Genomic DNA, 22,395 nt, shown 5'->3' on the forward strand with positions numbered 1-22,395 from the left:
TAATAGCAGTGAGGGACTTTTTTTGTGTTGATAGATACCACATGGATTATCATACTGATGGGTATCCTTTGTGGTTAATCCTTAAATAATTACTTACAGTATATTTACTACCTCATTCCAGTTATTAGCCCTTATATGCCTGCCATTCTCCATTTTTGCATTGTGTGGCTGGGTAAATAATACCGTTTTGCCTTCAAAATAGTCAAGGTTTTTAAAGTGGTCGTCGAGCATGATATCACCTTTTACCGAATCCTTTTTGCCACAAAAAATCATTTGTTCCCAAGTTATGAATGGGTAGTGCTCATTGAGCCAATATAGCTTTTCGCTCAGACTGTCAGGGAATTCCGTTGCCGATGATACTATAAGCACTTTGTATTTATCATTCAGATATTTCAATCCCTCCACGCTTCCTTGTATAGTGGGCGCGTTGCGGAAAAAACCTTTTGTACGAACATATTTTTCGGCATTGGCGAATGCTTTCATTTCCAATACTCCTTCCAAATCTTTCAATGATTGTTTTATTCCCAGTTCCTCAAACTCGAATCTGAGAAACTGGGAATATACGTCGGCCAATACACCGTCCATGTCTACTAATAATTGTTGTTTCATTTTCAGGTTATTGTATAGTTTATCCATTTAAATTCTTACGGTTTCTCTGTCTGTCTGCCATCTTCATAACTGGCAAAACGCCCGTCTCCGCTTTCGTTTACAGGCCCGGGGTTATACCATTGCCATCCACCGAAGTGTGTGTGTGCATAGTCGGCAATGGCTTGTTCTATTTCGTTGCGGGTATTCATCACAAAAGGGCCATATGCAGCCACTGACTCGTGGATTGGCTCACCTTCGAGTAATAATAAACGGCTTTCGGTTGTGCCATTTCTCAATACAATGTTTTCATTACCGTTGAGCTCAGCACAATAGTTTACTGCAAGACGTTGCCCTTCTATATCCACTTCATCTCCTTCGTAAAGGTAAAGCATACGATTGAGAGTCGGCGAAACTTTCGGGATACTTAATTCTGCCTCCGGCTGCATCGTTATAAGCCATATGTTTACATGATTATTTCTATTATAAGCCCACGAAGCGGGTAATGGATCGGGAGACTGTATATCTTTATAGTTCCCGGCTATCACTTTTATACTGCTTATATGCCCGTTTACATCTTTCACCTCCACAATGGGGATTTGCTCGTTCCATAACATCTTATAAGCAGGGGTTGCAAATTTATCTTTTCGGGGCAGGTTAAGCCATATCTGAAAAAGTTCCATCGGATTGTCTTCGGTTTCGGAGAGTATGGGAAACATTTCGGAATGCTGAATACCTGCTCCTGCCGTCATCCATTGCACATCGCCCTGTCCGTAACGGCCTTTAGAGCCTTTGGAATCGAAATGGTCTACAAAACCCTCTGTTACTACTGTTATTGTCTCAAATCCGCGGTGCGGGTGAACAGGAAATCCCGGAACAGTGTCGCCATAATACATGCGCCACGGGGCATTGTGGTCAAAGTCTTCACCTATTCTTCGGCTTTCGAGATAATAGGAGGGTTCCATCTTTCCGTTTCCTTTTGGAAAAAGATCTTTGTGGTGGAAGCATACGATAAATGGGTTCTTCACTTGTAGCTGAAATCCCATTTCTTCTATTTTTATTATTTTCATATAGATGATTTTTTATTCATATTTATCAGAAAGGAGAAAATAAGATACATTGGGTAGTTGTAAAATCAGAATATAAAATGCAATACAGTCAAAGACTGAGCATTCTTCTGTTGTGTAAAGCGACAAATTTTATTCCCCTCCAATATTTTAACAAATATACGAAATAATACCTATATTTGCTTCATCTAATATGGATTTGCTCATTATGAAACATCTATTTTTTGCCATTTTGCTCACTCTTGGGCTATCATCATATGCTCAGAAAACGGAAAATAAAGTACGTGCCGAATCACTGGCTGCAATGGCTGTAGGTAAGGAAGCTGAAGGTGGTAGTATGGAAGAAATATCGGCTATATTGGGAGAAGCTGTAAAGGCTGCCCCATCGCACGCCGACTTGTATGCTATATGGGGGTTCCTGGCAATGAAGCGTGCCGAAAAGGACTCCGACACAGGATTGTATGAAATGAGTTTTGAGAAATTCAAGAAGTCTGTACAACTGAAGCAATCGCCCGAAGTGTATGGGCTGTGGGCAGGAGCTCTTATCTTTTATGCCAACCTGAAAAAAGATGACAGTGTGTATGAAGAATGTTTCGACAAGCTGCAGAAAGCAGTGGATGTGAACTCCCGTTTCATTCAGGCTTATCTGGTTTGGGGACAAACATTGCTGAAACTGGCAATGGATAAAAATGATGCAGCACTTTACAAGCAGTCTATAGAGAAATATAATAAGGCGCTGGAACTGGATGCCAATTCGCTTGATGCTAATACGGGAAAGGGGTTTGCATGTCTGAGTCTGGGAAAAATAGAGAAAGATCACACTAAATACGGGGAAGAACTGGTATCATCGTATCTGAAGGCAGAGCAACAGGGAAGCCAGTCAGCTGCCTATAATCTGGCTTGCTACTATTCCCTTGCCAAAGAAAAAGAAGAAGCTCACAAGTGGCTCGAAAAAACCATTGTAAAGCAATATGCCATAAGAATGGATGTGCTGAATAAAAAGCGTATCGAAGACGATCAGGACTTCAATAACATTCGTCGCGACAAAAAATATAAGGAAATACTGGCAACGTATTTTAATTAGATTATTTGCTAATTGCCATAAATAAAAAGATAAGGCTGTATCCATCCCGGTGCAGCCTTATCTTTTAATCTAAACCTATATTAACCTAAAATACCTATGTGATTGTATTATGAAGGAATAATTGTATACTGCAAAATAAGGCATTTGAATCCATATCGTAAATGTAAAATTGTACAATGGCATAGAAACATTCGCTTATACCGTGATTATTACATACCTTTATAGTGCAGATGCTCTTATATATTCTTACCCGTAAAAACAGTATATCATGTTTACAATTTTCGAGACTTATCCCTGGCTTTTACCCCTGATAATTTTCTTCGGGCGTATTTGTGATGTAACGCTTGGTACCTTGCGTATCATTTTTGTATCAAAAGGCGAAAGATATAAAGCTCCTATTGTCGGTTTCTTCGAAGTATTTATCTGGGTGGTGATTATATCTCAGATATTTGCCCATGCTAACAGTATTATCGCATATGTGGCATATGCAGCCGGATATGCAGCTGGAAACTATGTGGGGATATTGGTTGAGAATCGTATCGCATTCGGCTATCAGTTATTGAGAGTATATACAAAAAAAGACGTTCCGGAGCTGATAAAAGATCTCAATAAACAGAATATAGGGGCAACCTTCGTAAAAGGTGAAGGCGCCGTTTCTCAGGTGCATATTATAGAGATAGTCATCAGCCGTAAGTCGCTCGATGAAGTGGTGACGATGATTACCGGCTTCGATGCTGATGCATTCTATCTGGTAGAGGATATCCGCTACAAGAAGAAAGGTATATTTGCCATGAACAAATGGAGTAACAGAACCATAGCTGCCAGTAAGAGAAAATAAGCAGAATAACATGGAGAAGGATAAATCATATAAGTTCTGGGACAGGGTATCCGGCTGGAACAAAGCAGAGAGTGACGCGAACTCTGTCTTGGTCAAATGCATAAACAGTAAATCTTGACCAGAAGCATTTAAGAAGTAATTTTATGAATATTGAAGAATTTAGGGAATATTGCCTGTCAATAAAGGGTAGTAGTGAATCGTTGCCTTTTCTGGGCCACAATGTTTTGGTCTTTAAAGTGATGGGTAAAATGTTTACATATATTCCATTGGAGCCTAAAGACGGGGTATTCAAAGCAGATCTTAAATGTGATCCCGAAAGATCAATCGAATTGCGGGAAAAATACGAGGGGATAACCGAAACGGATTTCAAAACTCCCTTGTGGAATCTGGTTACACTCGAAAGCGATGTGCCTGATGAATTGATCCGGGACTTAATTCAACATTCGGTAGATGAAGTGATAAAGAAACTTCCCAAAAAGAAGCGGGAAGAATATCTCGGATTATAATTATTGAAGATAACCAAAAATGAATCTTGATCTTTTTTGATTGGTATAGAAAAAGATCAGGGGCTGCCGTTTCTTTTAATGCGGTCAACCCCTGTCTGTTCTGGGCTTATATTATTTTTACTCCGATATCTGAAATTCCGTCTTTATTGTTTGACGAGAAATCTACTTAAAAAGCTGCATCGGAAAGATTTTTATTTGTTTGCTCTTCGGATTTCTTCCGCTTTCATAATACACCATGCAAAAGCATTGGCTGTAAAGGCTGTATTGTACACCCTGTTACCACTTCCGCCGAAGTTATAGCGGTAACTCGGATAATTGCTATAGACCTTACCGTTTATCGTTTTGGTAGTCAATACAAACGGACATACACCAGAGTTCACATTCCAATAAGTTCTCGCTTCGGCCGAATTAAAACCACCGTCGCCGACGAATATCAGGGGATATTCTTTATGACGGAAGATCGTAACACCTGTTGCATCTCTCGATGTATTACCTATTTCCCTCGCGCCCGAATATATAATGATCTCATCAAGCGGCAAATTGGTCATAAACACAGTGGTTGATGCGTCTTCTCCCCAATTTCTCCCTAGAATATCGTCAAACGGACCTTTTAATATAGGGTCATCGTCTTTACAATAATATGGCTTCATGTTCATCGCGGCAGCACTGTTCATATTGACATTATTAAAGCCTAATGTATAGTTGCTCCCTGCACCGGCACCGCTCGCCGATGAAATGGCAGGGGAAGGGTTATCGAAGAGCAGGTTCAAAAAGTTTGCATTCGAGGTATTTGCTTCCGAACAAATCATTAGAATACCTCCAGATTTAAGAAAATCTATAAGTACTGCGCATCTGGCCGCGTCAGCAGCATTACTGTTCCGATAAAATTCAGTGTCATATCCAATCATAAAAATATCAGTCTTTGGCTGCCCACCGGTTCCTTTCAATAAAGATTCCAATTTGGAGGCACTCATATTCCTCCATGTAGTAGTTTCCAAAGCGACTATATCCCTGTTGTCATCGCCCCATGCATCTGGGTTTGATGATGGAATAAAGTTTGCCTGAGCTGTTGTTCCCAGATTGTTAAATCCGGCAAATTTCAGGATAGACCATTGGTTGTATCCGAAATTATTTTTATCGGTAAGCATCGTATTAAGGCTATTAGGGGGATTTCTTTGAGAAACCAGTCCGGGATTATAACCGTAAGTGTTATTGGTGTTACCTAATGTCATCAGACGCTTGCGCGGGATAAGCATATAAACAGTGGCGGTACACGATGCATCGTTCGATACGCTATTGGTGGTGATGGTGAATACCTTGTCGTTCAATCCGCGGGGGATGCCTGTGCCTTCCAGATATATATCCTGAGGATTGGAAGAAAGAACTGCCTGCCCCTTGAATGAGAAGCCATCTACCGTATTGGTTTCCAGAATAGCCACCGCACCAAAAGCGCTCGGTGGAATATTTCTGAGGGTCACTTTGATTCTGTTAGGTTCGCCTGTGACGCCGGGTGTGGAAGATAAAGGGACATCTTCGAAATATGCGCCTTGTACAACAGTAGCTCCGCACTCAATATCAAATTCAGGGCGTGCCGCTGTGGAACGGACATTCACTGCGAAATTACAATCCGGTCCGCTGCCGGTGGAACTTAATATAAACTGGTCCGGAGTATCGTCGGCAAGGTTGAGCAGGTCTGCACCTTGTGTATGGAGCTTGGGTTGTCCTGTACCCGGAATCGTTATGAAGAAAGTACCGGTAGCGTAGAAAGTACCTGACAGCTCAAAGAAATAACCATTGTCCCCCTGTGGATTTCCCGGTGCAAAGGTAGCGGAAATACTATATGAGCCTATGCGGGTTATCTCCACTTCAACTCTTATGTAATTCGATGAATTCAATGCTATACCATCTCCGTAATCGCCCCGTACTTCCAGTGTGCTGCAATGAAATTCGAACTGGGCGGGAGAGGCTTTTTGCTGGAAACAGTTCCATTTCTCACCATCCCACTGATTTAATCCCAGACAGAGTTCCTTATCATCGTCTTCCACCAGATTATAGACGATAAGTCCGGTATGGGTCTTGTCCAGTGTTGCTTTATTTGCGGCATAATCGGAACCAGGTCCGGATGCAGGATCGTCAGGATCAGCCAGAAACATCGGATAAAGTTCTTTTTTCTCCGAAAGAGTTACACGGGGCAATGCCAGACCTTTATACGCATTATGGGTACTGTCGGATACATTGTCCTTATCTTTCAATTGTAACAGAGCTCCTGAAATGGGTTGTTCTCCTGTCCCTATCGTTACCTGAGCATGTATTGTAGAACTCATGGCCAATATTGTCACCAGTAGTAATAGTATCTTAAATCTTATTCCTTTCCGGTGTTTTTGTTTAAAGTTTGCTTGCTTCATGCAGTTTAGTTTTTAGTTTATAAAAATAGATTACTCAATTGTCGGCTGTAATATTCATTAGTTTAGCTTTTCTGTTATAATCGCCTTCCTGTAAAAGTTTCAATACCCCATATTCCTGTCCGGTACTTTCCCAAGCGATGGACAGAAAAATAAGGGAGTGAAGACAAATTTTTTAAAGACAATAAGAAATTCCCTTTTCACGGGGTATTGAAACTTTTGCAGAGAATGGATGTGAATAATAGATTGAAAAAGAGTATGATGGGGTGCAAAAATACTCCCGTCCGTAAAGAAACGAACCTTATATTTGTTTTTATCTTCGGAAAATGATATATTATCACGCGTATGTAGTACGCCCGCAGGGATGATAATGTCGCTGATACGTGTGTATGTAGCTTCAATATTCCTTAAAAGTAAGGAATAAAGAAAAAATAATAATGGAAAAAATAAGGGTAGGGAATCAAGTGTGATTAGCTCTCTCTCTCTCTAACAAAATAAGGCTAATATCCAAATTTCCAGTAGAAAAAATGGTTTTTCTTATTGTAAAGAAATCATAGGAAAGCATTCTTAGCCACATGTTTTATATCGTTTATGTTATATGTTTTATTTATAATTAGTTGTCGGAATTATAATAAAATCGCTCAAAATTAGCATATTTTTTTCATATACAAGGCAATTCATGCGATATTTTTACATCGACCTACTCATATTCAACTACCGATTGGCATTATTTACCTTCTAATTATATTTCATTCTTCACTTGAAGTAGTCTCGGTAATTTCATTCAGATTGTTGAGTATTGTTTCTTTCAGCTTATCTTCGGGCAGGATAACATTGAAATGTTCCCAGAAGCTCTTATCATACCGGTATTTTGTATCCGATAGTATCTTGCGGGGCGATAAACGGTCTCTCCGGCTAAATCCTTTTACATTTTCGGTCTCTGTTTTGCAGTTCACCATCTCGAACCACAAATGTAGCGGTGCGCTAAACCACCGGTTCTTTTTCCTGACTTTGAATTTAAGATCGCCTCTCACATGACTTACATAATACTTGCCATCGTCGGCAGGACGATACGAAACAATGTATTTCACTTCCTGCAAAGTCAGCTTTATATTTGGAGCCAACCGTTCTATATACCAGTTGGTTGCTTTGTGTACATATTTGGGATTTACCTCGAAACGGGCTTCTACCAGCGCGTAATTTTCCGCGTCTATATACAGCTGCCCTTTAAATAGCGGCTCTTCTGTGTAGGGCAATTGTTCGAATGAAATAACATTCACCCGCCTGTTGTCAATCACGCTGATATCGGTATGCGTATATTGATATAGCGAACCGTTCCCGAAATTGAGGAAGTCGGGCGATTCTTTTATTATATCGAGCGTAAGGCTTGAATATACTCCCGATTTCATTTTGGTGAATAATGTATCTTCTGTTTGCCGGTTTACGATGCGGCGCATTTTTACCAGTTTGGTCTGGTCGCTGTTTACATTGCTTTTGTAGCCTGTCTTATATATCTGGATTACCGATTCGGTAAGGTCTATATTCTTGTTCTTATATTCGGTTCCTTCGCGGTAAAAGGTAGTCATATATACAGGTTTGGACGAATAGTTCTTTTCTGCCTGCTCTTCCATCTTTTGTAGTACGTCCAATGGATTTACCACCCGTATCACGATTTCCTGCAATGAAATTATTTTGGGGTCGAGCGATATTCTTACATGCTGATTTTCGAGTAAAGATGCCTCTATCTCCTGATTCTGATAGCCCACATGCGAAAATTTCACTATGGATTGCCGCAGCGAATCCGGTATCATAAGCTGAAACTCGCCATTCTGATTGGTGATTGTTCCTATAGAGGTGTAATTGATGCTGGCCGAAGCATAAATAACCGGTTCGTCGGTTATACGGTCGTATAATATGCCGCTTATTTTCAGGTATTTGTTTTCGGCTGTGGTTTTGTCCTGTGCCGGATCTGTTAACTGTACCGTTTTTACCTGCTTCTCCTCATTGTCTTTTCTCAGCAGGATATGGTTGCCTACGATATTTATTCTTAGCTTGTCGTCTTCTGTAATGGCATAAATAGCTTCGCGCACGGTATAGTTGCCTTTTTTTACCTTCACTACTTTGTCGTTGTCTATTATCTGGCTGTCGTATATGAATAAATAGCCCGATTGGTCGGATACCTGTTTCAGCAACTGGTATATAGTTCCTTTGGTTTTCGATAATTTTACTTCGCGGTTGAGCACGCCTCCGTCCTCTGCCTGTGATGCTGTTATTATAAACAGGAATAATAACAAGGCAGAAAAACGATGAAATATATTTTCAACCGCTTTTTCCATATGTTTGGTATCAGATTAATCGTATTTCAGAACTTAAAGATATTATATATCACTGAAACCGGAATATTATTTGTAATAATTGCCATATGTTACTATTCACTGATCTCACATTGGAAGTGTACTAAAGATACCCGTCTTTGCCATTCTTCATTCTTAATTTTTCACTTCCTCTATCGTAATTACATTCCCCGATTGTGCATATTTCAGATTCAAAGCCAGACATATCAGTTCGGCCATTGTAGCCGGTGTATTATCAGAGAATGTCACGGTGAGCAATCTGTCCCCGAGCCGGGGTGAAACGCTTAATTTAGTCGATTCCGAATTCATATTTATGATACGGATAACGTCTGCCAGCCGTTCGTCCTTGAAGTGGATCTGTTTCAGATAACTGTTGAATTTCTCATTGTCGGAAGATATTGTTTTTTGCAGGTTATCCGATTCCAGCAATACTGTTTCGCCCGCTTTTACATGAGTGCTTTGTCCGCTTTGCCTGAGTGTCACTTTCACTTCCCCGTGCTTTACCGATAGAGAAAACGAATCTTTGTTTTTGCTTACCACGTTGAATGCAGTACCCAGTACCTCTATGCGCGCGTTTTCGGTTTCGATGAAGAACGGGCGTTCACGGTTCTTACTTATTTCGAAAAAGGCGTCTCCCTGCAACGATACCCTTCTGCGGTCTTTTTCGAAATGAACCGGATATTCGATAGATGTCTGTTGGTTGAGATAAACGACAGATCCGTCTTCGAGTGTAGTGACGAGGGTGGGCGCGTTTTCTTCGTTGTGCAGTATGTGCATTTCCTGACTGCCTGTATTCATATTGCGGATGACGAGCGCCGAAATGATACAGATGCATGCTACGGCTGCTATCATAGCCCATTTCATCCCTGTAGAATGTAATACGCCCCGTTTTGGACTGTTGTCCGCGGCAGGCAGTAATCCGTCTTCTTCGAAACGCTTATACAATGCGTTCCATGCATCGTCGGTCACTCTATCGTTTTTTACTTTTAAAGTCATATTATATGTGTATATTTTTCTATTTCCTGTCGTAGCAGCTGATATACTTTCGTCATCTCTGCCTCTATTGTTTTCACCGATACGGAAAGGGTTTCGGCTATTTCTTTATATTTTTTACCCTCCATTCGGTGCATCCTGAATATTCTCAGTCTGCGGTCGGGCAATTGTTTCAGGGTGCGGTTTATCACTTCTTCCAGTTCCTTGTATTCGAGTTGCTGATGAGGTGTCGCGTACTGTTCGTCTTTTTCTTTCGATAATACTCTTTCCCTGTACCGTTCCTGTACGGCGATGTGTTCGAGGTATTGCAGCGACTGGTTGCGTACTGCTCCATAGAGATAATTCTTTACCGATCGCAGGATTTGAATACTCTCCCTGTCTTTCCACCATACGTAGAACAGTTCCTGCACTATTTCCTCTGCTATGTCCTTGCGTCCGGTTATGCTTAATCCGTACAGGCAAAGAGGGGCATAGTATTGACGAAAGACCTCTTCGAAAGTCTTTATATCCCCCTCTTTTATCTTTTTCAGTACGAATAAGTCGTTAAGCATAATTATTTTGTTCAGTTCAGTATTTCAAAGTTAAGATAAAAACGAAGAACGAAAAGTGAAAAGTGAAAAATCGAAAACAAGAAATGCAAATTCTTCACTTTTCATTTTTCACTTCATTAATTCTGTTGTTTTCTCAACTTAGATACTGCGTTTTCCAATGATTCGGTAGGCTCTATGATATTATAATCTTCCCAGAAATTAGGGTCGTAGAAATTCTGAACCTTATCCGATAACACCTGATTTTGTCCGAATGATTGTTTAAACGGGATTTTGTTTATCTTCCCGCTTTTGCGGTCGGTCACCACCATTTCGGATACAATAGTATAGCCGGTAGAGAACAGGCGGCGTTTCAGGTCGCATTTAAACTTCACTTCGCTCCATACATAGTTCAGGTAACTTTTGCCGTCTTGTTGCTTGTAAGTCACCAGAAACGATACTTCTTCAGGTTTGAAATGCATCTTGAACGGTTTTTTTCTCAATATTGCCTGTGTGGCCTTATTCCTGTCGTCCATGCTGAGGCTGAATTCGGCACGGGAGAAAGTCAGGCTTTGCTTGTCTATATACAGCTTACCGAAATGCAGCGCATATGGAAGTACGACCTGTGGCCTGAAACTAACCACGTAATGAGGACGTTCGTCTATCATAACCGATTCTTCCATATTGTATCTGTACATACCCAGTGTATTTATGTCCAGAAACAATTCGGGATTCTTTACAACGTCCATGAATGTAGAAAGATTCGGCCCTCCCTGAAACTTTACAATCAGCGTGTCGTTCGGTTTCGGGCTTATCAGTTTGCGCCCTTTGTAGACCTGTACCCTGTCACCTGCGATGTCTTGAGTGTAAGGTGTCTTGTATATGTCCAGTATGGCTTCTGATATATTTATGTAATTGCGTCTCTTTTTTATTGTTTCGCGATAGAATCCTGTAAGCATATTCACTTCGGAGCTGTTGTTATCCCCGATTTTGCGTATGGCTTCTTCTACCAGCTTTTGTCCGTCCACAGGCTGTACTATAACGTCTTTCAGCAGGTTTACGTTAGGAATGAGGTATATGGTTACCTCGTGTCCTATATCTTCCTGATTGATAGTGTACTTCATGTTACGATACCCGATGTGCGATATTTCCAGAGTTTTAGCTTCCAGCGCATTGTTGAGTTTGATAGAGAATACCCCGTCGGTGTTGGTTATGGTACCGATATTGGTTCCCGGAACGGAAATGCTGACGTATTCGAGCTTCTTGTTCGAGTTCTTGTCCTTCACTACACCATTTATAGTAATGTAGTTTGCCGACATATTCTGTGCCTGTAACGGAATGCATGCGACGGATATGAGAACGGCAAGGATCAGTTGTGCGGTTTTTGAGTATATTGCTTTCATAACAGTATTGATTAAATGATGAATATTAACCGGTTTCTACTTATATGATTGGTGAAACGATAAAAACCCTAGAAAAAATTGGAATAAAATCCTTACTTGTTGAAAACTGCCAACCGTTTTTCTTGAGAAAAGTTTCTATTTATTGTAACTTTACAGATTGTGAAAAAGCAGAAGATATATGAATAATTTTGTACACTTACATGTCCACTCCCAATATTCCATGTTGGATGGACAGGCCAGCATACCAAATCTTGTGGATAAAGCCATTGCCGACGGAATGAAGGCGATAGCCCTTACCGACCATGGAGCCATGTTTGGGGTAAAGGAATTTTTCAATTATGTGAAAAAGAAAAACGGTAAATACGACAGTGCCATCAAGGAACTGAAAGCCCGGATAAAAGACCTGGAAAAAGACCCGGAAGGGGACAACGGAGAACAGATAGGCGAGCTGAAAATAAAGATACAACAAGAGGAGGCCAAGAAGTTCAAACCGATTATCGGCTGTGAATGCTATGTCGCCCGTCGCCACAGGACACTGAAAGAAGGTAAACCCGATATGAGCGGCTGGCACCTTGTGGTACTGGCCAAAAATCTGCAAGGATATAAAAACCTTATCAAGATGGTGTCGCATAGCTGGACAGAAGGCTATTACATGCGTCCGCGTATAGATAAGGAACTGCTCGAAAAATACCATGAGGGGCTTATCGTTTCCACCGCCTGTCTGGGAGGTGAAATACCTAAAAAGATACAGGCGGGTGACGTGGAAGAAACAGAAAAAGCCCTGCAATGGTTTAAGAATCTTTTCGGGGAAGATTTTTATCTCGAACTACAGCGCCATAAGACCAACCGCCCTGACGCCAATATCGAAGCCTATCCTTTGCAGCAAAAGGTAAATGCCGAATTGCTGAAACTGGGGGAGAAATTCGGCGTAAAAGTGATTGCCACCAACGATGTTCACTTTGTAGAAGAAGAGGATGCCGACGCGCACGACCGCCTTATCTGTCTGAGTACAGGAAAGGATTTCGACGATCCTAAGCGGATGCGTTATACCAAACAGGAATGGTTGAAAACGACGGCGGAAATGAACCAGATATTCTCCGACCATCCCGAAGTATTGGAAAATACGTTGGAGATTGCCGATAAGGTGCAATTCTATTCCATCGATTCAGATGCTCTGATGCCGTTCTTTACCATCGATGTGTCTTTTGGTACGGAAGAGGGATATAAGATAATGTACAGTGAAGAAGACCTTATACTCGAATTCGGTGAGAAGGCATATAAGCGTCTCGGTGGATATGACAAAGTAATCCGTATCAAGCTGGAATCGGACTATCTGAAACATCTTACAATGATAGGAGCCGACAAGCGCTATGGGAGAGACAGGGACGCCGAAACCGTAGAACGGCTCGACTTTGAGCTGGATGTAATGAAAACGATGGGATTTCCCGGTTATTTCCTTATTGTACAGGATTTTATAGCCGCCGCTCGCGAAATGGGTGTGGCCGTAGGCCCCGGACGAGGTTCCGCTGCCGGTTCTGCCGTGGCTTATTGTTTGGGAATTACAGATATAGACCCTATAAAGTACGACTTGCTGTTTGAGCGTTTTCTTAATCCCGACCGTATATCCATGCCCGATATTGATATCGACTTCGATGATGACGGACGTGGAAAGGTCTTGAAATGGGTAACGGAAAAATACGGACAGGAGCGTGTTGCACATATTATTACCTATGGTACTATGGCTACTAAGTCGGCGATAAAAGACGTTGCCCGTGTACAGAAATTACCCTTGTCGGAGTCTAACAGGCTGGCAAAGTTTGTTCCCGACCGTATCCCCGATAAGAAAAAAGTGACGCTGCGCGATGCCATAGAATATGTTCCAGAACTGAAAGAGGCGGCGAACAGCCACGATCCTGTGATGCGCGATACGCTCAAATACGCGCAGATGCTTGAAGGTAATGTGCGTAATACCGGGGTGCATGCCTGCGGTATCATCATCGGACAGCAGGATATATCCGACATTGTGCCTGTGAGTACGGCTGAGGATAAGGAAACAGGCGAAAATATACTCGTTACCCAGTACGAAGGTACGGTGATTGAGGAGACGGGACTTATCAAGATGGACTTTCTGGGATTGAAAACACTCTCTATCATCAAAGAGGCCATTGAAAACATAAAACATACGACAGGTGAGACTATCAATATAGATACCATATCGCTCGAAGACCCTAAAACATACGAACTGTACAGCCAGGGAAAAACGACAGGCACATTCCAGTTTGAATCTGCCGGTATGCAGAAATACCTCAAAGAGTTGCAGCCGAGTAAGTTTGAAGACCTGATAGCGATGAATGCACTCTATCGCCCCGGCCCGATGGACTATATCCCTTCGTTTATTGCCCGTAAACACGGGCGGGAAGAGATATCCTACGATATCCCGGTTATGGAACGTTATTTGAACGATACTTATGGTATTACCGTATATCAGGAACAGGTCATGCTCTTGTCGCGTTTGCTTGCCGACTTTACCCGTGGCCAGTCCGACGAGTTGCGTAAGGCAATGGGTAAGAAGCTCATCGATAAGATGAACGCCCTGAAAGAGAAATTCATTGCCGGTGGTACTAAAAACGGGCATGATAAGAAAACGCTGGATAAAATATGGGCCGACTGGGAAAAATTCGCGTCATACGCGTTCAATAAATCCCATGCTACCTGTTACTCATGGGTTGCTTACCAGACAGCATGGCTGAAAGCCAATTATCCGTCGGAATATATGGCTGCGGTGCTTTCGCGAAATTTGTCCAACATCACTGAAATCACGAAATTCATGGACGAATGTAAGGCGATGAATATGAACGTGCTCGGGCCGGATGTAAACGAGTCGTTCCTCAAATTCTCGGTAAATCAGGAAGGAGATATCCGTTTTGGGCTTGCAGCCGTGAAGGGAGTGGGAGAGGGTGCCGTAATGAACATCATAGAGGAACGCCAAAATAATGGTCCGTTCAAAGATATATTCAACTTCGTAGAACGTGTCAACCTGAGTTCGTGTAACCGTAAGAATATAGAATCTTTGGCGTTGGCCGGCGCTTTCGATAATTTTCCGGAAGTAAGCCGCGAACAGTTTTTCGGGGTTAATGGTAAAGGAGAACAGTTTATAGATATGCTTATCCGTTATGGTAATAAGTACCAATTGGATAAAAACACAGCAGCCAATTCGCTGTTTGGAGGAGATACGTCATTCGATATAGCGCATCCTGAAATACCAAAGGTGGAAAAATGGTCGGATCTGGAACGCCTGAATAAAGAACGTGAATTGATAGGGATATATCTTTCAGCGCATCCACTCGATGAATATAAGATAGTGCTCAATTATGTATGTAATGTGAGCATGTCGGAAATTGAAGATAAGGATGCTCTGAAAAATAAAGAGGTGACTTTGGGCGGATTGGTATCAGCGGTAAGGGAAGGAATTACCAAGAACGGTAAGCCGTTTATGATTATTCGTATCGAGGATTTCACGGGAAGCGGCGAACTGCCATTATTTGGCGACGACTATATCAACTTTGGCAAATACGGGCGTCCGGGATTATATGTATATATAAAAGGACGGGTACAGCCACGAAAATTTGACCAGACCCAGTTTGAGTTTAAAATATTTTCGATACAATTATTGCCGGATGTAAAAGACCGCCTTATAGAGAAAATAACGATTACTTTACCTCTGCATGATATGAATACGCAGATGGTGGAAGAACTGTCTACTTTAACAAAAAACAATCCCGGCAATTCTTTGTTATACTTTCAGGTAGTTGATGGTGAACGGAATATGAAAGTAGATTTGTTTTCAAGAAATTTTAAAATAAATGTTAAGCAGGAACTTATTGATTATCTGGTAGAAAACGAAAATATTGTATTTAAAGTAAATTGAAATTTTTATATTTTAAATAGATTAATTACCTTTGCAGAACAAAATCTAAAAATAGATACTATAAATATTATAAATAAACGGATAAATAAAAACTATGGCTTTAGAGATTACAGACGCAGGGTTTGAGGATGTGTTGAAATCGGACAAACCTCTGGTAATAGATTTTTGGGCGGAATGGTGTGGCCCTTGCCGCATGGTCGGTCCTATAGTAGAAGAATTGGCTGCTGAATATGCCGGTAAAGTAACTATTGGTAAAGTAGATGTGGATAATAATGATGACATTACGTCTAAGTATGGTATCCGCAACATTCCTACAATCCTGTTCATCAAAAACGGAGAAGTAGTGGACAAACAAGTAGGCGCAGCCCAGAAAGCCGTACTGGTAGAGAAAATAGAGAATATGCTGAAATAAAGTTCCCCAATATTGATAAAAAAGCTTGTCAGATTAGACAGGCTTTTTTTGTGGGCTTTCACTTCCGGGGATTAGTCCCGGTTGAACTAATCGTTCTACCTTCTGTTATAATATAATGAATGATTTAATGTAATTTCGGGATGGAAGTATATTTGATTCTTTTGTATGTTAGTATAGCCCTGTTTATCGCCAGCATTGTACTGTGGTATATTTCGGGCAGGTATATAAAAGAACATAAACCTGCCTTGTCCCGGAGGATGGTCTATATAGGTGGATTTATGTTCTCTTTTTCGATTCTGGGGGCTTTGATAGCCTTGATAATCTGGTCTTCGAAGTAGCCCTGTTTGGGTATCTGCGGAGGATTATCTTATATACTGCACCTTACTCTCATCTCTTGGCTTGGCATCCGGCGACTCGTTTTTATAACCGGCAGCAATACCAAAAACAACTTCGTGTGTATCAGGCATATTTATTTCTTTCAGGAAATCTTTCGAATCGGGGTCGTTCAATATACCGGCCATATTGCCGATGGTACATGTCCCGATATTCATAGATTCGGCACTGAGGAGAATATTCTGTGCCAGTAGTCCGCAATCGACCGCGCTATAAGGATTACTCTTATCCCTGCCTACGATGATGAGGGTCGGCGCTCCGTGAAATACACTGAATCCCGGCTCTTGCGCGCGGGCCGCGCTTCCTTGCAGGTTTTTACCCTTGGCCTTTTCTACAAAGCTGTTGTTGATCCTGCTTAATAAATCGGCATTCTGTATCACCCTTACTTCCCACGATTGCCTGTTCAGTGCACTCGGTGCGTTTATGGCACATTTTACTATTGTATCCAGTTGCTCCGGTGTTATCTGTTCAGGTTTGTATGAGCGTATGCTTCTACGGCTCATAATGGCTTCTACCACAGCATTCTTTTGTTCCATATCGCTCGTTTTTTCTTTTGTTGGATTGTTGCAGGAGAGTAGCATCAGGGAGGCTATCGCTGCGATAAACATTTTCTTCATTTTCATTTACTATATATTATTTTCACCACTTCCGTTGTCTTATCCGTTATTTTGAACCGCTCATCGGAGCGATGTCCTATTATCCATACTATGTCATCGCCCGAACAAAGCAACCATGCCGCTTCCTTGTCGAACAGGCTGAACTTATTGTCGGAAAAATAATCGCTTACTTTCTTCTTTCCCTTCATACCGAAAGGCATAAACCAATCACCCTGCCTCCATTTGCGAAGGGTTAACGGATAAGCTAGTTTATCAGCGTCGATGTATATTATATCGGGATTCTTTTCTATGGAAAAATCCCCGTTTACCGGAGTACGCTCTATTTTCAGATGTATGGGGCGCGATAAGGTACTTTCATCTTCGTGGATATTATACCGTTCTATTTTGAGATTGTCCTTTTTCTTTAATATGAGGTATCCTCTATCCTTGAGCAGTTCATGCGTTTCCGAATAGAATATTTTACCCGACTGGCTTATGACGGATTCGAATATCTGCCGCACCGTAGCTGAATTGAACCCATACGGAGAAAGAAGCTCGAAGAGGATAGCTTCCGGCTCCAGATACTGAACCAACATGGATATATTTATCTTATTATCTGCAAATATATTGGCTTTCACCTGAGCCATATACATGTAATATATGTTTGCCACCTGCGTCAGATGTTCGGCTGTTTTGTTTACAGATTCTTTTACCGAGGGGTTTATAGCTTCCAGCACCGGGATTACATTCAGTCTTATCTTATTCCGGGCATACATATCTTCATTGTTGGTGCTATCATCTACGAACGACAATCGTCTGTCTTTCAGATATTCTACTATTTCGTCACGGCTCAGGCTTAATAATGGCCGGATAACATATCCGTTTACAGGAGCAATACCGGTAAGTCCCCGGATACCTGTTCCCCTGACAAGATTGAGAAGAATGGTCTCTACCGAGTCGTCGCGGTGGTGTGCTACGGCTATTTTGTCGGCCATATGGATAACTCTGAGTTGTTCGAACCAGTTGTAACGCAGTTCACGGGCAGCCATTTCTATCGATACGGAATTTATGGCGGCATAGGCTTCCGTGTCGAAATCGATACGCTCGTATTTCAGATTATACTTTTTGCAAAGCTCTTCTACAAAGAATGCGTCCCTGTTAGATTCCTCGCCCCGTAAGTGAAAATTACAATGGGCTACGACACATTCGAGGCCGAAGCTATGCAGAATATCGAGCAAAGCGACAGAATCCGCTCCTCCGCTGACACCTACGATTATTTTCTCTCCTCCGGCAAGTAATCCGTTGGCAACGATATACTGTTCTACTCTTGAAATATCCATGATTTAAATTTTCAGATACGAAAAGTAATATTTCTGTACTTTTTTAGATAGCAGTTGTATATTCAGCATGTCCGATGCTTCGGATATATCCCTGATAGTCCCGTCATTGTACAGGATATCTATACTATCATCAGCTTCATTATACATATTTGTATAAATAACGTCGGACGAATAGAAGAAAGATGCTTCGTATTCATTCACTCCGAGCTGTTCGGTATAAGCCGCAATATGTTTCTGTATCTGGTGCTCAGACAGCGGTTCGTTGGTTATTTCTATTTTAAACAGGTTCCTGTTTATCAGAGCCGCGCTAAGCGTGGACAATACCTTGTCTTCGTTTGCTGCCCATACCTTCAGTGCGCACCAGATGTCATTATCGTCCAGACCCGCGAAATGTTTCAATACTTCTTCGCGTTGCCTGTCAAAGAATACCCTACTTACATCATTCTCCAGGAAATACAGGAAGGCCGGAGACGCAAACAGCTTTATACCCTTATCGCTCAGTTCCTTTGCCCTTGTCAGTGTTTTTATCAGCATTTTCTCGGCTGCAACGGCCGTTTTATGCAGATATACCTGCCAGTACATCAGCCGGCGCGACATCAGGAAGTTTTCTATCGAATAAATACCTTTGGCCTCTACAACGAGGCGGTCGTTGCGTAGGTCAAGCATCTTGATAATACGGGCCGAACCTATATTTCCCTCGGTTACACCCGTAAAGAAACTGTCGCGGCGCAGGTAATCGAGACGGTCTACATCCAGTTGCCCGCTCACCAGTTGATGAAGGAATTTCTTTGGATATTCGTTCTTAAATATTGAAATACAGATATCTAGTTCGCCGTTCAGTTCTTCGTTCAGGTTCTCCATCAGCGCAAGAGAAAACTCCTCGTGGTGAATGCCGTTTGTCAGTGTATATTCCAGTACATGCGAGAAAGGCCCGTGCCCTACATCATGCAACAGTATGCAGGCTAATGCTCCGTTTGCTTCATCAGCGGTTATTTCGTGGCCTTTTATTCTCAGATTGTTTATTGCCTCGTCCATCAGGTACATAGCGCCTATGGAATGGTGCAATCGGGTGTGTTGCGCTCCCGGATACACAAAGGAGGCCAGTCCCAGTTGCTTGATACGGTTTAGCCGTTGCAGGAAAGGATGCTGTATAAGTCTGTAAAGAAAATTATTCGGGATGGTGATAAAACCGAATACGGGATCGTTGATTATTTTTTTCTTATTACTCATCAGTAACAGTGTATTTTAATATTTTAGAGATCAAAGATACAGAGAATTTAATTAATCAAGGTTTAATAACAAGTTTCTCTGGGGTAAACACACGAAAATTGGTAACGTTTCAGTTAACTGTATTTTCTCGCAGAGACGCTAAGGTGGAAAGTTTGACTCATAATTATCGCTACATTTACGTTTATTAACTATATTTGGTTAAAATATGACACTTCTGACATATTTTCCACTATTTCCCATCTGTTATTTTTGCATTTGTTAACTATATATAGTTAAAAGGTAACAAAGGTAACAGAAATCAATGTGCCGATTAATCAATGTGCCGATGTGCCAGTGTTTTTAACGAAAAATGAAAAACGAAGAACGAAAAGTGAAGAATGGATAACAAAAAATACTTTTAAACGAAGAATGTTTTTCACTTATCACTTTTAGTTTAAAACATTGGCTAATATGCTAATTTACAAATATGCTAATCAATCTTTCAAAGAACTATAAGCTAGCAGCTAATGGCTAATAGCTTCTTACTACACAGATAAACTTTTTCAAAAAGATTAAATTTCAGGTTGCCCTAAAGTTTCTCTTGATAGAAGCCGGGGGTTATCTTTTTGGCCGGAGATAACGTGTGTGTGGGACGAAGTACAATCAACGGCATCATAGTAATGAATATTTTATATTATTTTTTTATTAATGTACAAAAGAATATAAAAAAACGGAGATATTGAGTAAATAGTTTTTATGAATTATCGAATATGTTATCTTTGTAATGAAGATCGAGGACAATTAGATGCGAACAATTATGAAGAAACTACTACTCAGGATTCAGCGAATACTGGGTTTTAAGAAGACTGACAGAGATACTGTTATAAAGGAATACTTAGAAAAAAAGAGATAATTTCCAAAAGCGTCAAATTCTTTATTAAATTTGTCGCAAAAATATTTTTATGGAAATTTTTGAAACTTTTCTTATGCCAAGTGCGTGGATAGCTTTACTCACATTGGCTTTTCTTGAAATAGTATTAGGAATAGACAATATCGTATTTTTGTCTATCATATCGTCTAAATTACCCCAAAAGGAACAGCCCAAAGCCCGTACCATAGGCTTACTGCTGGCTATGCTGTTTCGTATCCTCTTATTATTTTGTATATCCTGGCTGATGAAGCTTACCAAACCGATATTTTCATTCGATACGGCATGGTTTGATGGCTCTGTTTCCGGTCAGAGTATTATAATCGGGGTCGGAGGACTCTTTCTCCTGTATAAAAGTGTTACCGAAATTCATCACAAACTGGAAGGGGAGAGCGATGCTGTTCAGGGGAGGTCAAAATCCGGTTTTGTAGGTGTTATTGTCCAGATTGTAGCACTCGATATTGTCTTTTCATTCGATAGTGTCCTAACTGCCGTCGGATTGGTCAGTTTCAGCGAATTCGGATATGTAGGAGCCATGACCATAATGGTTACAGCAGTTGTGGCAGCTGTTATGATTATGCTTTTATTTTCCGGTCCGGTAAGTAAATTTGTAAACGAACATCCTACAATACAGATGCTTGGCCTTTCGTTCCTGATTCTCATAGGAGTGATGTTACTGGTAGAATCGGCACATTTGTCGCAGATTTCAATATTCGATACAACTGTGGGAGAGATACCGAAAGGATACATATACTTTGCCATTGCGTTTTCTTTGCTTGTCGAATTTCTGAATATGAAGTTAAGGAAGAAGTCTACCCCGGTAAAACTAAAAGATTCGGAATTGATAGAAGAATAGTTCTTTAATTAGCAGATTGGTAAATGACACAAGCAACCTGTAATATCTGAATTTACCAATCTGCTAATTTACTAATAAGCCAATTCACAATAAAAGAACATCCGATTCGTTAAATAGGTAATTAATAAAAAGACCGACACTTATTCTATGAAGAGATTTATACTTACATCCCTTATCGGCATATTATCGGCCGGATTTACTTTATATGCTCAAACGAAGCAGCTTATCCAAATCAATTCGGTGAAAACGAAAGAGATAATAGATCTCAAGTATAATAATAAAAAACAGCTTACCTATTTTGTTGAAAAGGGTGTTGCTACTTTTCGTGAATTCACTTTTAAATATGACAAGATTACTGACTTGCTCTCGGGGTGCATAATGAATCAAGACAGAGGAGAGTTGATCACTAATTCCAGATATACTTACAATGATGGTTATATTGCTGAAGAGGTGACAAGCTCGGGTAAACAGGTAAAAGAGAAAAAAGTAACAGACCTCCTGCAAATTCATATAGACAATAAAGGACGGCTTACCAAAACCGTGTTTGAAGACGGTAAGCCCTGGGAAGAATTTGTATACGACGAAAATAATAATCTGGTTACATACACACAACATGCAGCAACTAATGAAGGAAGTAAGGTCACCATCTTTAAATTCAACAATGACAAATCCGCTTTTCTCAATATCGAGAGTATCCCTGCATGGTTTTGGGCATGGCATGTAAATAGTATGAGATGGTGCGGAGATTTTATCGGTAAAAATAATCCTAACGAATTTACAACCGAAGACCCCAGGTATGGTACAGATACTATTGAAGTTACATACGAATACGATACGGATGGGTATCCGGTGAAACAGTTTTATGACGGGGAGTTAGTCCGGGAGATGATATATAAAGATTAAGAAAGACTAAATAAGAAGTGGCTGTCTCAATAGTATTTTGCGCTAGCAAAGTATTACTTCCTATTGAGACA

Annotated in this window: 18 protein-coding genes; 8 read left to right on the top strand and 10 right to left on the bottom strand. The window is 41.0% G+C overall.

Features of this window, described 5'->3' with window-relative positions; genetic code table 11:
* Positions 1 to 93 precede the first annotated feature (93 nt).
* The gene (locus tag B3317_RS05190) at positions 94 to 636 is read right to left on the bottom strand and encodes a 5' nucleotidase, NT5C type (protein WP_291109308.1); all 543 of its coding nucleotides are present in this window, start codon (positions 634 to 636) and stop codon (positions 94 to 96) included.
* Between the two features lie 8 nt (positions 637 to 644).
* Entirely contained in the window at positions 645 to 1,655 is a 1,011-nt protein-coding gene (locus B3317_RS05195) for a pirin family protein (protein ID WP_291109310.1), read from the bottom strand.
* Positions 1,656 to 1,860: 205 nt separating this feature from the next.
* Between B3317_RS05195 and B3317_RS05200 the strand changes: the two genes are divergently transcribed.
* From B3317_RS05200 to B3317_RS05210, 3 genes are all read left to right on the top strand, one after another.
* Positions 1,861 to 2,736, top strand: a complete 876-nt coding sequence (locus B3317_RS05200; RefSeq protein WP_291109312.1) for a tetratricopeptide repeat protein — start codon at positions 1,861 to 1,863, stop codon at positions 2,734 to 2,736.
* 268 nt (positions 2,737 to 3,004) lie between these two features.
* Positions 3,005 to 3,574, top strand: coding sequence for a DUF2179 domain-containing protein (locus B3317_RS05205; RefSeq protein WP_291109314.1), 570 nt, complete (start codon positions 3,005 to 3,007; stop codon positions 3,572 to 3,574).
* A 143-nt stretch (positions 3,575 to 3,717) separates the two neighbouring features.
* Positions 3,718 to 4,080, top strand: a complete 363-nt coding sequence (locus B3317_RS05210; protein WP_291109316.1) for an MmcQ/YjbR family DNA-binding protein — start codon at positions 3,718 to 3,720, stop codon at positions 4,078 to 4,080.
* A gap of 191 nt (positions 4,081 to 4,271) precedes the next feature.
* Here B3317_RS05210 and B3317_RS05215 read toward each other — a convergent pair whose 3' ends face one another.
* The 5 genes from B3317_RS05215 to B3317_RS05235 all read right to left on the bottom strand — a co-directional run bounded on the left by B3317_RS05215 (position 4,272) and on the right by B3317_RS05235 (position 11,759).
* On the bottom strand, positions 4,272 to 6,485 hold the full coding sequence (locus B3317_RS05215; RefSeq protein WP_291109318.1) for a hypothetical protein: 2,214 nt from the start codon (positions 6,483 to 6,485) through the stop codon (positions 4,272 to 4,274).
* A gap of 746 nt (positions 6,486 to 7,231) precedes the next feature.
* Positions 7,232 to 8,818 carry a carboxypeptidase-like regulatory domain-containing protein gene (locus B3317_RS05220; RefSeq protein WP_291109320.1) on the bottom strand — a complete coding sequence of 529 codons (1,587 nt, stop codon included), beginning with the start codon at positions 8,816 to 8,818 and terminating at the stop codon, positions 7,232 to 7,234.
* A gap of 153 nt (positions 8,819 to 8,971) precedes the next feature.
* Positions 8,972 to 9,832 (bottom strand): FecR family protein, encoded by an 861-nt coding sequence (locus B3317_RS05225; protein WP_291109322.1) that lies wholly within the window; start codon positions 9,830 to 9,832, stop codon positions 8,972 to 8,974.
* Positions 9,829 to 10,380, bottom strand: coding sequence for an RNA polymerase sigma-70 factor (locus tag B3317_RS05230; protein WP_291109324.1), 552 nt, complete (start codon positions 10,378 to 10,380; stop codon positions 9,829 to 9,831). The genes B3317_RS05225 and B3317_RS05230 overlap by 4 nt, the downstream gene beginning before the upstream one ends.
* 116 nt (positions 10,381 to 10,496) lie before the next feature.
* The gene (locus tag B3317_RS05235; protein WP_291109326.1) at positions 10,497 to 11,759 is read right to left on the bottom strand and encodes a carboxypeptidase-like regulatory domain-containing protein; all 1,263 of its coding nucleotides are present in this window, start codon (positions 11,757 to 11,759) and stop codon (positions 10,497 to 10,499) included.
* Between the two features lie 178 nt (positions 11,760 to 11,937).
* On the opposite strand from B3317_RS05235, the gene dnaE reads away from it, so the two are divergent.
* The 3 genes from dnaE (at position 11,938) to B3317_RS05250 (ending at position 16,437) form a co-directional block, all read left to right on the top strand.
* Positions 11,938 to 15,687: a DNA polymerase III subunit alpha gene (gene dnaE, locus B3317_RS05240; protein ID WP_291109328.1), complete on the top strand. Its 3,750-nt coding sequence runs from the start codon at positions 11,938 to 11,940 to the stop codon at positions 15,685 to 15,687.
* Positions 15,688 to 15,781: 94 nt separating this feature from the next.
* Positions 15,782 to 16,099, top strand: coding sequence for a thioredoxin (gene trxA / locus B3317_RS05245; RefSeq protein WP_291109330.1), 318 nt, complete (start codon positions 15,782 to 15,784; stop codon positions 16,097 to 16,099).
* Between the two features lie 140 nt (positions 16,100 to 16,239).
* Complete coding sequence (locus tag B3317_RS05250) at positions 16,240 to 16,437, top strand: hypothetical protein (RefSeq protein WP_291109332.1); 198 nt, start codon at positions 16,240 to 16,242, stop codon at positions 16,435 to 16,437.
* A gap of 24 nt (positions 16,438 to 16,461) precedes the next feature.
* On the opposite strand, the gene B3317_RS05255 is transcribed toward B3317_RS05250, so the two are convergent.
* Genes B3317_RS05255 through B3317_RS05265 form a run of 3 tightly spaced genes read right to left on the bottom strand, consistent with a single transcriptional unit; the run spans position 16,462 to position 19,658 of the window.
* Positions 16,462 to 17,115, bottom strand: a complete 654-nt coding sequence (locus B3317_RS05255; RefSeq protein WP_291109334.1) for a nitroreductase family protein — start codon at positions 17,113 to 17,115, stop codon at positions 16,462 to 16,464.
* Entirely contained in the window at positions 17,112 to 18,428 is a 1,317-nt protein-coding gene (gene tilS, locus B3317_RS05260; protein ID WP_291109336.1) for a tRNA lysidine(34) synthetase TilS, read from the bottom strand. Before tilS ends, B3317_RS05255 begins: the two co-directional genes overlap by 4 nt.
* A gap of 3 nt (positions 18,429 to 18,431) precedes the next feature.
* Positions 18,432 to 19,658, bottom strand: a complete 1,227-nt coding sequence (locus tag B3317_RS05265) for an HD domain-containing protein (protein ID WP_291109337.1) — start codon at positions 19,656 to 19,658, stop codon at positions 18,432 to 18,434.
* A gap of 941 nt (positions 19,659 to 20,599) precedes the next feature.
* Here B3317_RS05265 and B3317_RS05270 point away from each other — a divergent pair.
* The gene (locus B3317_RS05270; protein ID WP_291109339.1) at positions 20,600 to 21,421 is read left to right on the top strand and encodes a TerC family protein; all 822 of its coding nucleotides are present in this window, start codon (positions 20,600 to 20,602) and stop codon (positions 21,419 to 21,421) included.
* 147 nt (positions 21,422 to 21,568) lie between these two features.
* Positions 21,569 to 22,324 carry a hypothetical protein gene (locus tag B3317_RS05275; protein ID WP_291109340.1) on the top strand — a complete coding sequence of 252 codons (756 nt, stop codon included), beginning with the start codon at positions 21,569 to 21,571 and terminating at the stop codon, positions 22,322 to 22,324.
* The last annotated feature ends 71 nt before the right edge of the window (positions 22,325 to 22,395 follow it).

It is taken from the genome of Dysgonomonas sp. UBA7710 (genome assembly GCF_002482385.1).
Taxonomy (GTDB): Bacteria; Bacteroidota; Bacteroidia; order Bacteroidales; family Dysgonomonadaceae; genus Dysgonomonas.

Coding starts and splice junctions, on each gene's coding strand:
- B3317_RS05190 (WP_291109308.1), bottom strand. CDS start 636: ATGGATAAACTATACAATAACCTGAAAATGAAACAACAATTATTAGTA.
- B3317_RS05195 (WP_291109310.1), bottom strand. CDS start 1,655: ATGAAAATAATAAAAATAGAAGAAATGGGATTTCAGCTACAAGTGAAG.
- B3317_RS05200 (WP_291109312.1), top strand. CDS start 1,861: ATGAAACATCTATTTTTTGCCATTTTGCTCACTCTTGGGCTATCATCA.
- B3317_RS05205 (WP_291109314.1), top strand. CDS start 3,005: ATGTTTACAATTTTCGAGACTTATCCCTGGCTTTTACCCCTGATAATT.
- B3317_RS05210 (WP_291109316.1), top strand. CDS start 3,718: ATGAATATTGAAGAATTTAGGGAATATTGCCTGTCAATAAAGGGTAGT.
- B3317_RS05215 (WP_291109318.1), bottom strand. CDS start 6,485: ATGAAGCAAGCAAACTTTAAACAAAAACACCGGAAAGGAATAAGATTT.
- B3317_RS05220 (WP_291109320.1), bottom strand. CDS start 8,818: ATGGAAAAAGCGGTTGAAAATATATTTCATCGTTTTTCTGCCTTGTTA.
- B3317_RS05225 (WP_291109322.1), bottom strand. CDS start 9,832: ATGACTTTAAAAGTAAAAAACGATAGAGTGACCGACGATGCATGGAAC.
- B3317_RS05230 (WP_291109324.1), bottom strand. CDS start 10,380: ATGCTTAACGACTTATTCGTACTGAAAAAGATAAAAGAGGGGGATATA.
- B3317_RS05235 (WP_291109326.1), bottom strand. CDS start 11,759: ATGAAAGCAATATACTCAAAAACCGCACAACTGATCCTTGCCGTTCTC.
- dnaE (WP_291109328.1), top strand. CDS start 11,938: ATGAATAATTTTGTACACTTACATGTCCACTCCCAATATTCCATGTTG.
- trxA (WP_291109330.1), top strand. CDS start 15,782: ATGGCTTTAGAGATTACAGACGCAGGGTTTGAGGATGTGTTGAAATCG.
- B3317_RS05250 (WP_291109332.1), top strand. CDS start 16,240: ATGGAAGTATATTTGATTCTTTTGTATGTTAGTATAGCCCTGTTTATC.
- B3317_RS05255 (WP_291109334.1), bottom strand. CDS start 17,115: ATGAAAATGAAGAAAATGTTTATCGCAGCGATAGCCTCCCTGATGCTA.
- tilS (WP_291109336.1), bottom strand. CDS start 18,428: ATGGATATTTCAAGAGTAGAACAGTATATCGTTGCCAACGGATTACTT.
- B3317_RS05265 (WP_291109337.1), bottom strand. CDS start 19,658: ATGAGTAATAAGAAAAAAATAATCAACGATCCCGTATTCGGTTTTATC.
- B3317_RS05270 (WP_291109339.1), top strand. CDS start 20,600: ATGGAAATTTTTGAAACTTTTCTTATGCCAAGTGCGTGGATAGCTTTA.
- B3317_RS05275 (WP_291109340.1), top strand. CDS start 21,569: ATGAAGAGATTTATACTTACATCCCTTATCGGCATATTATCGGCCGGA.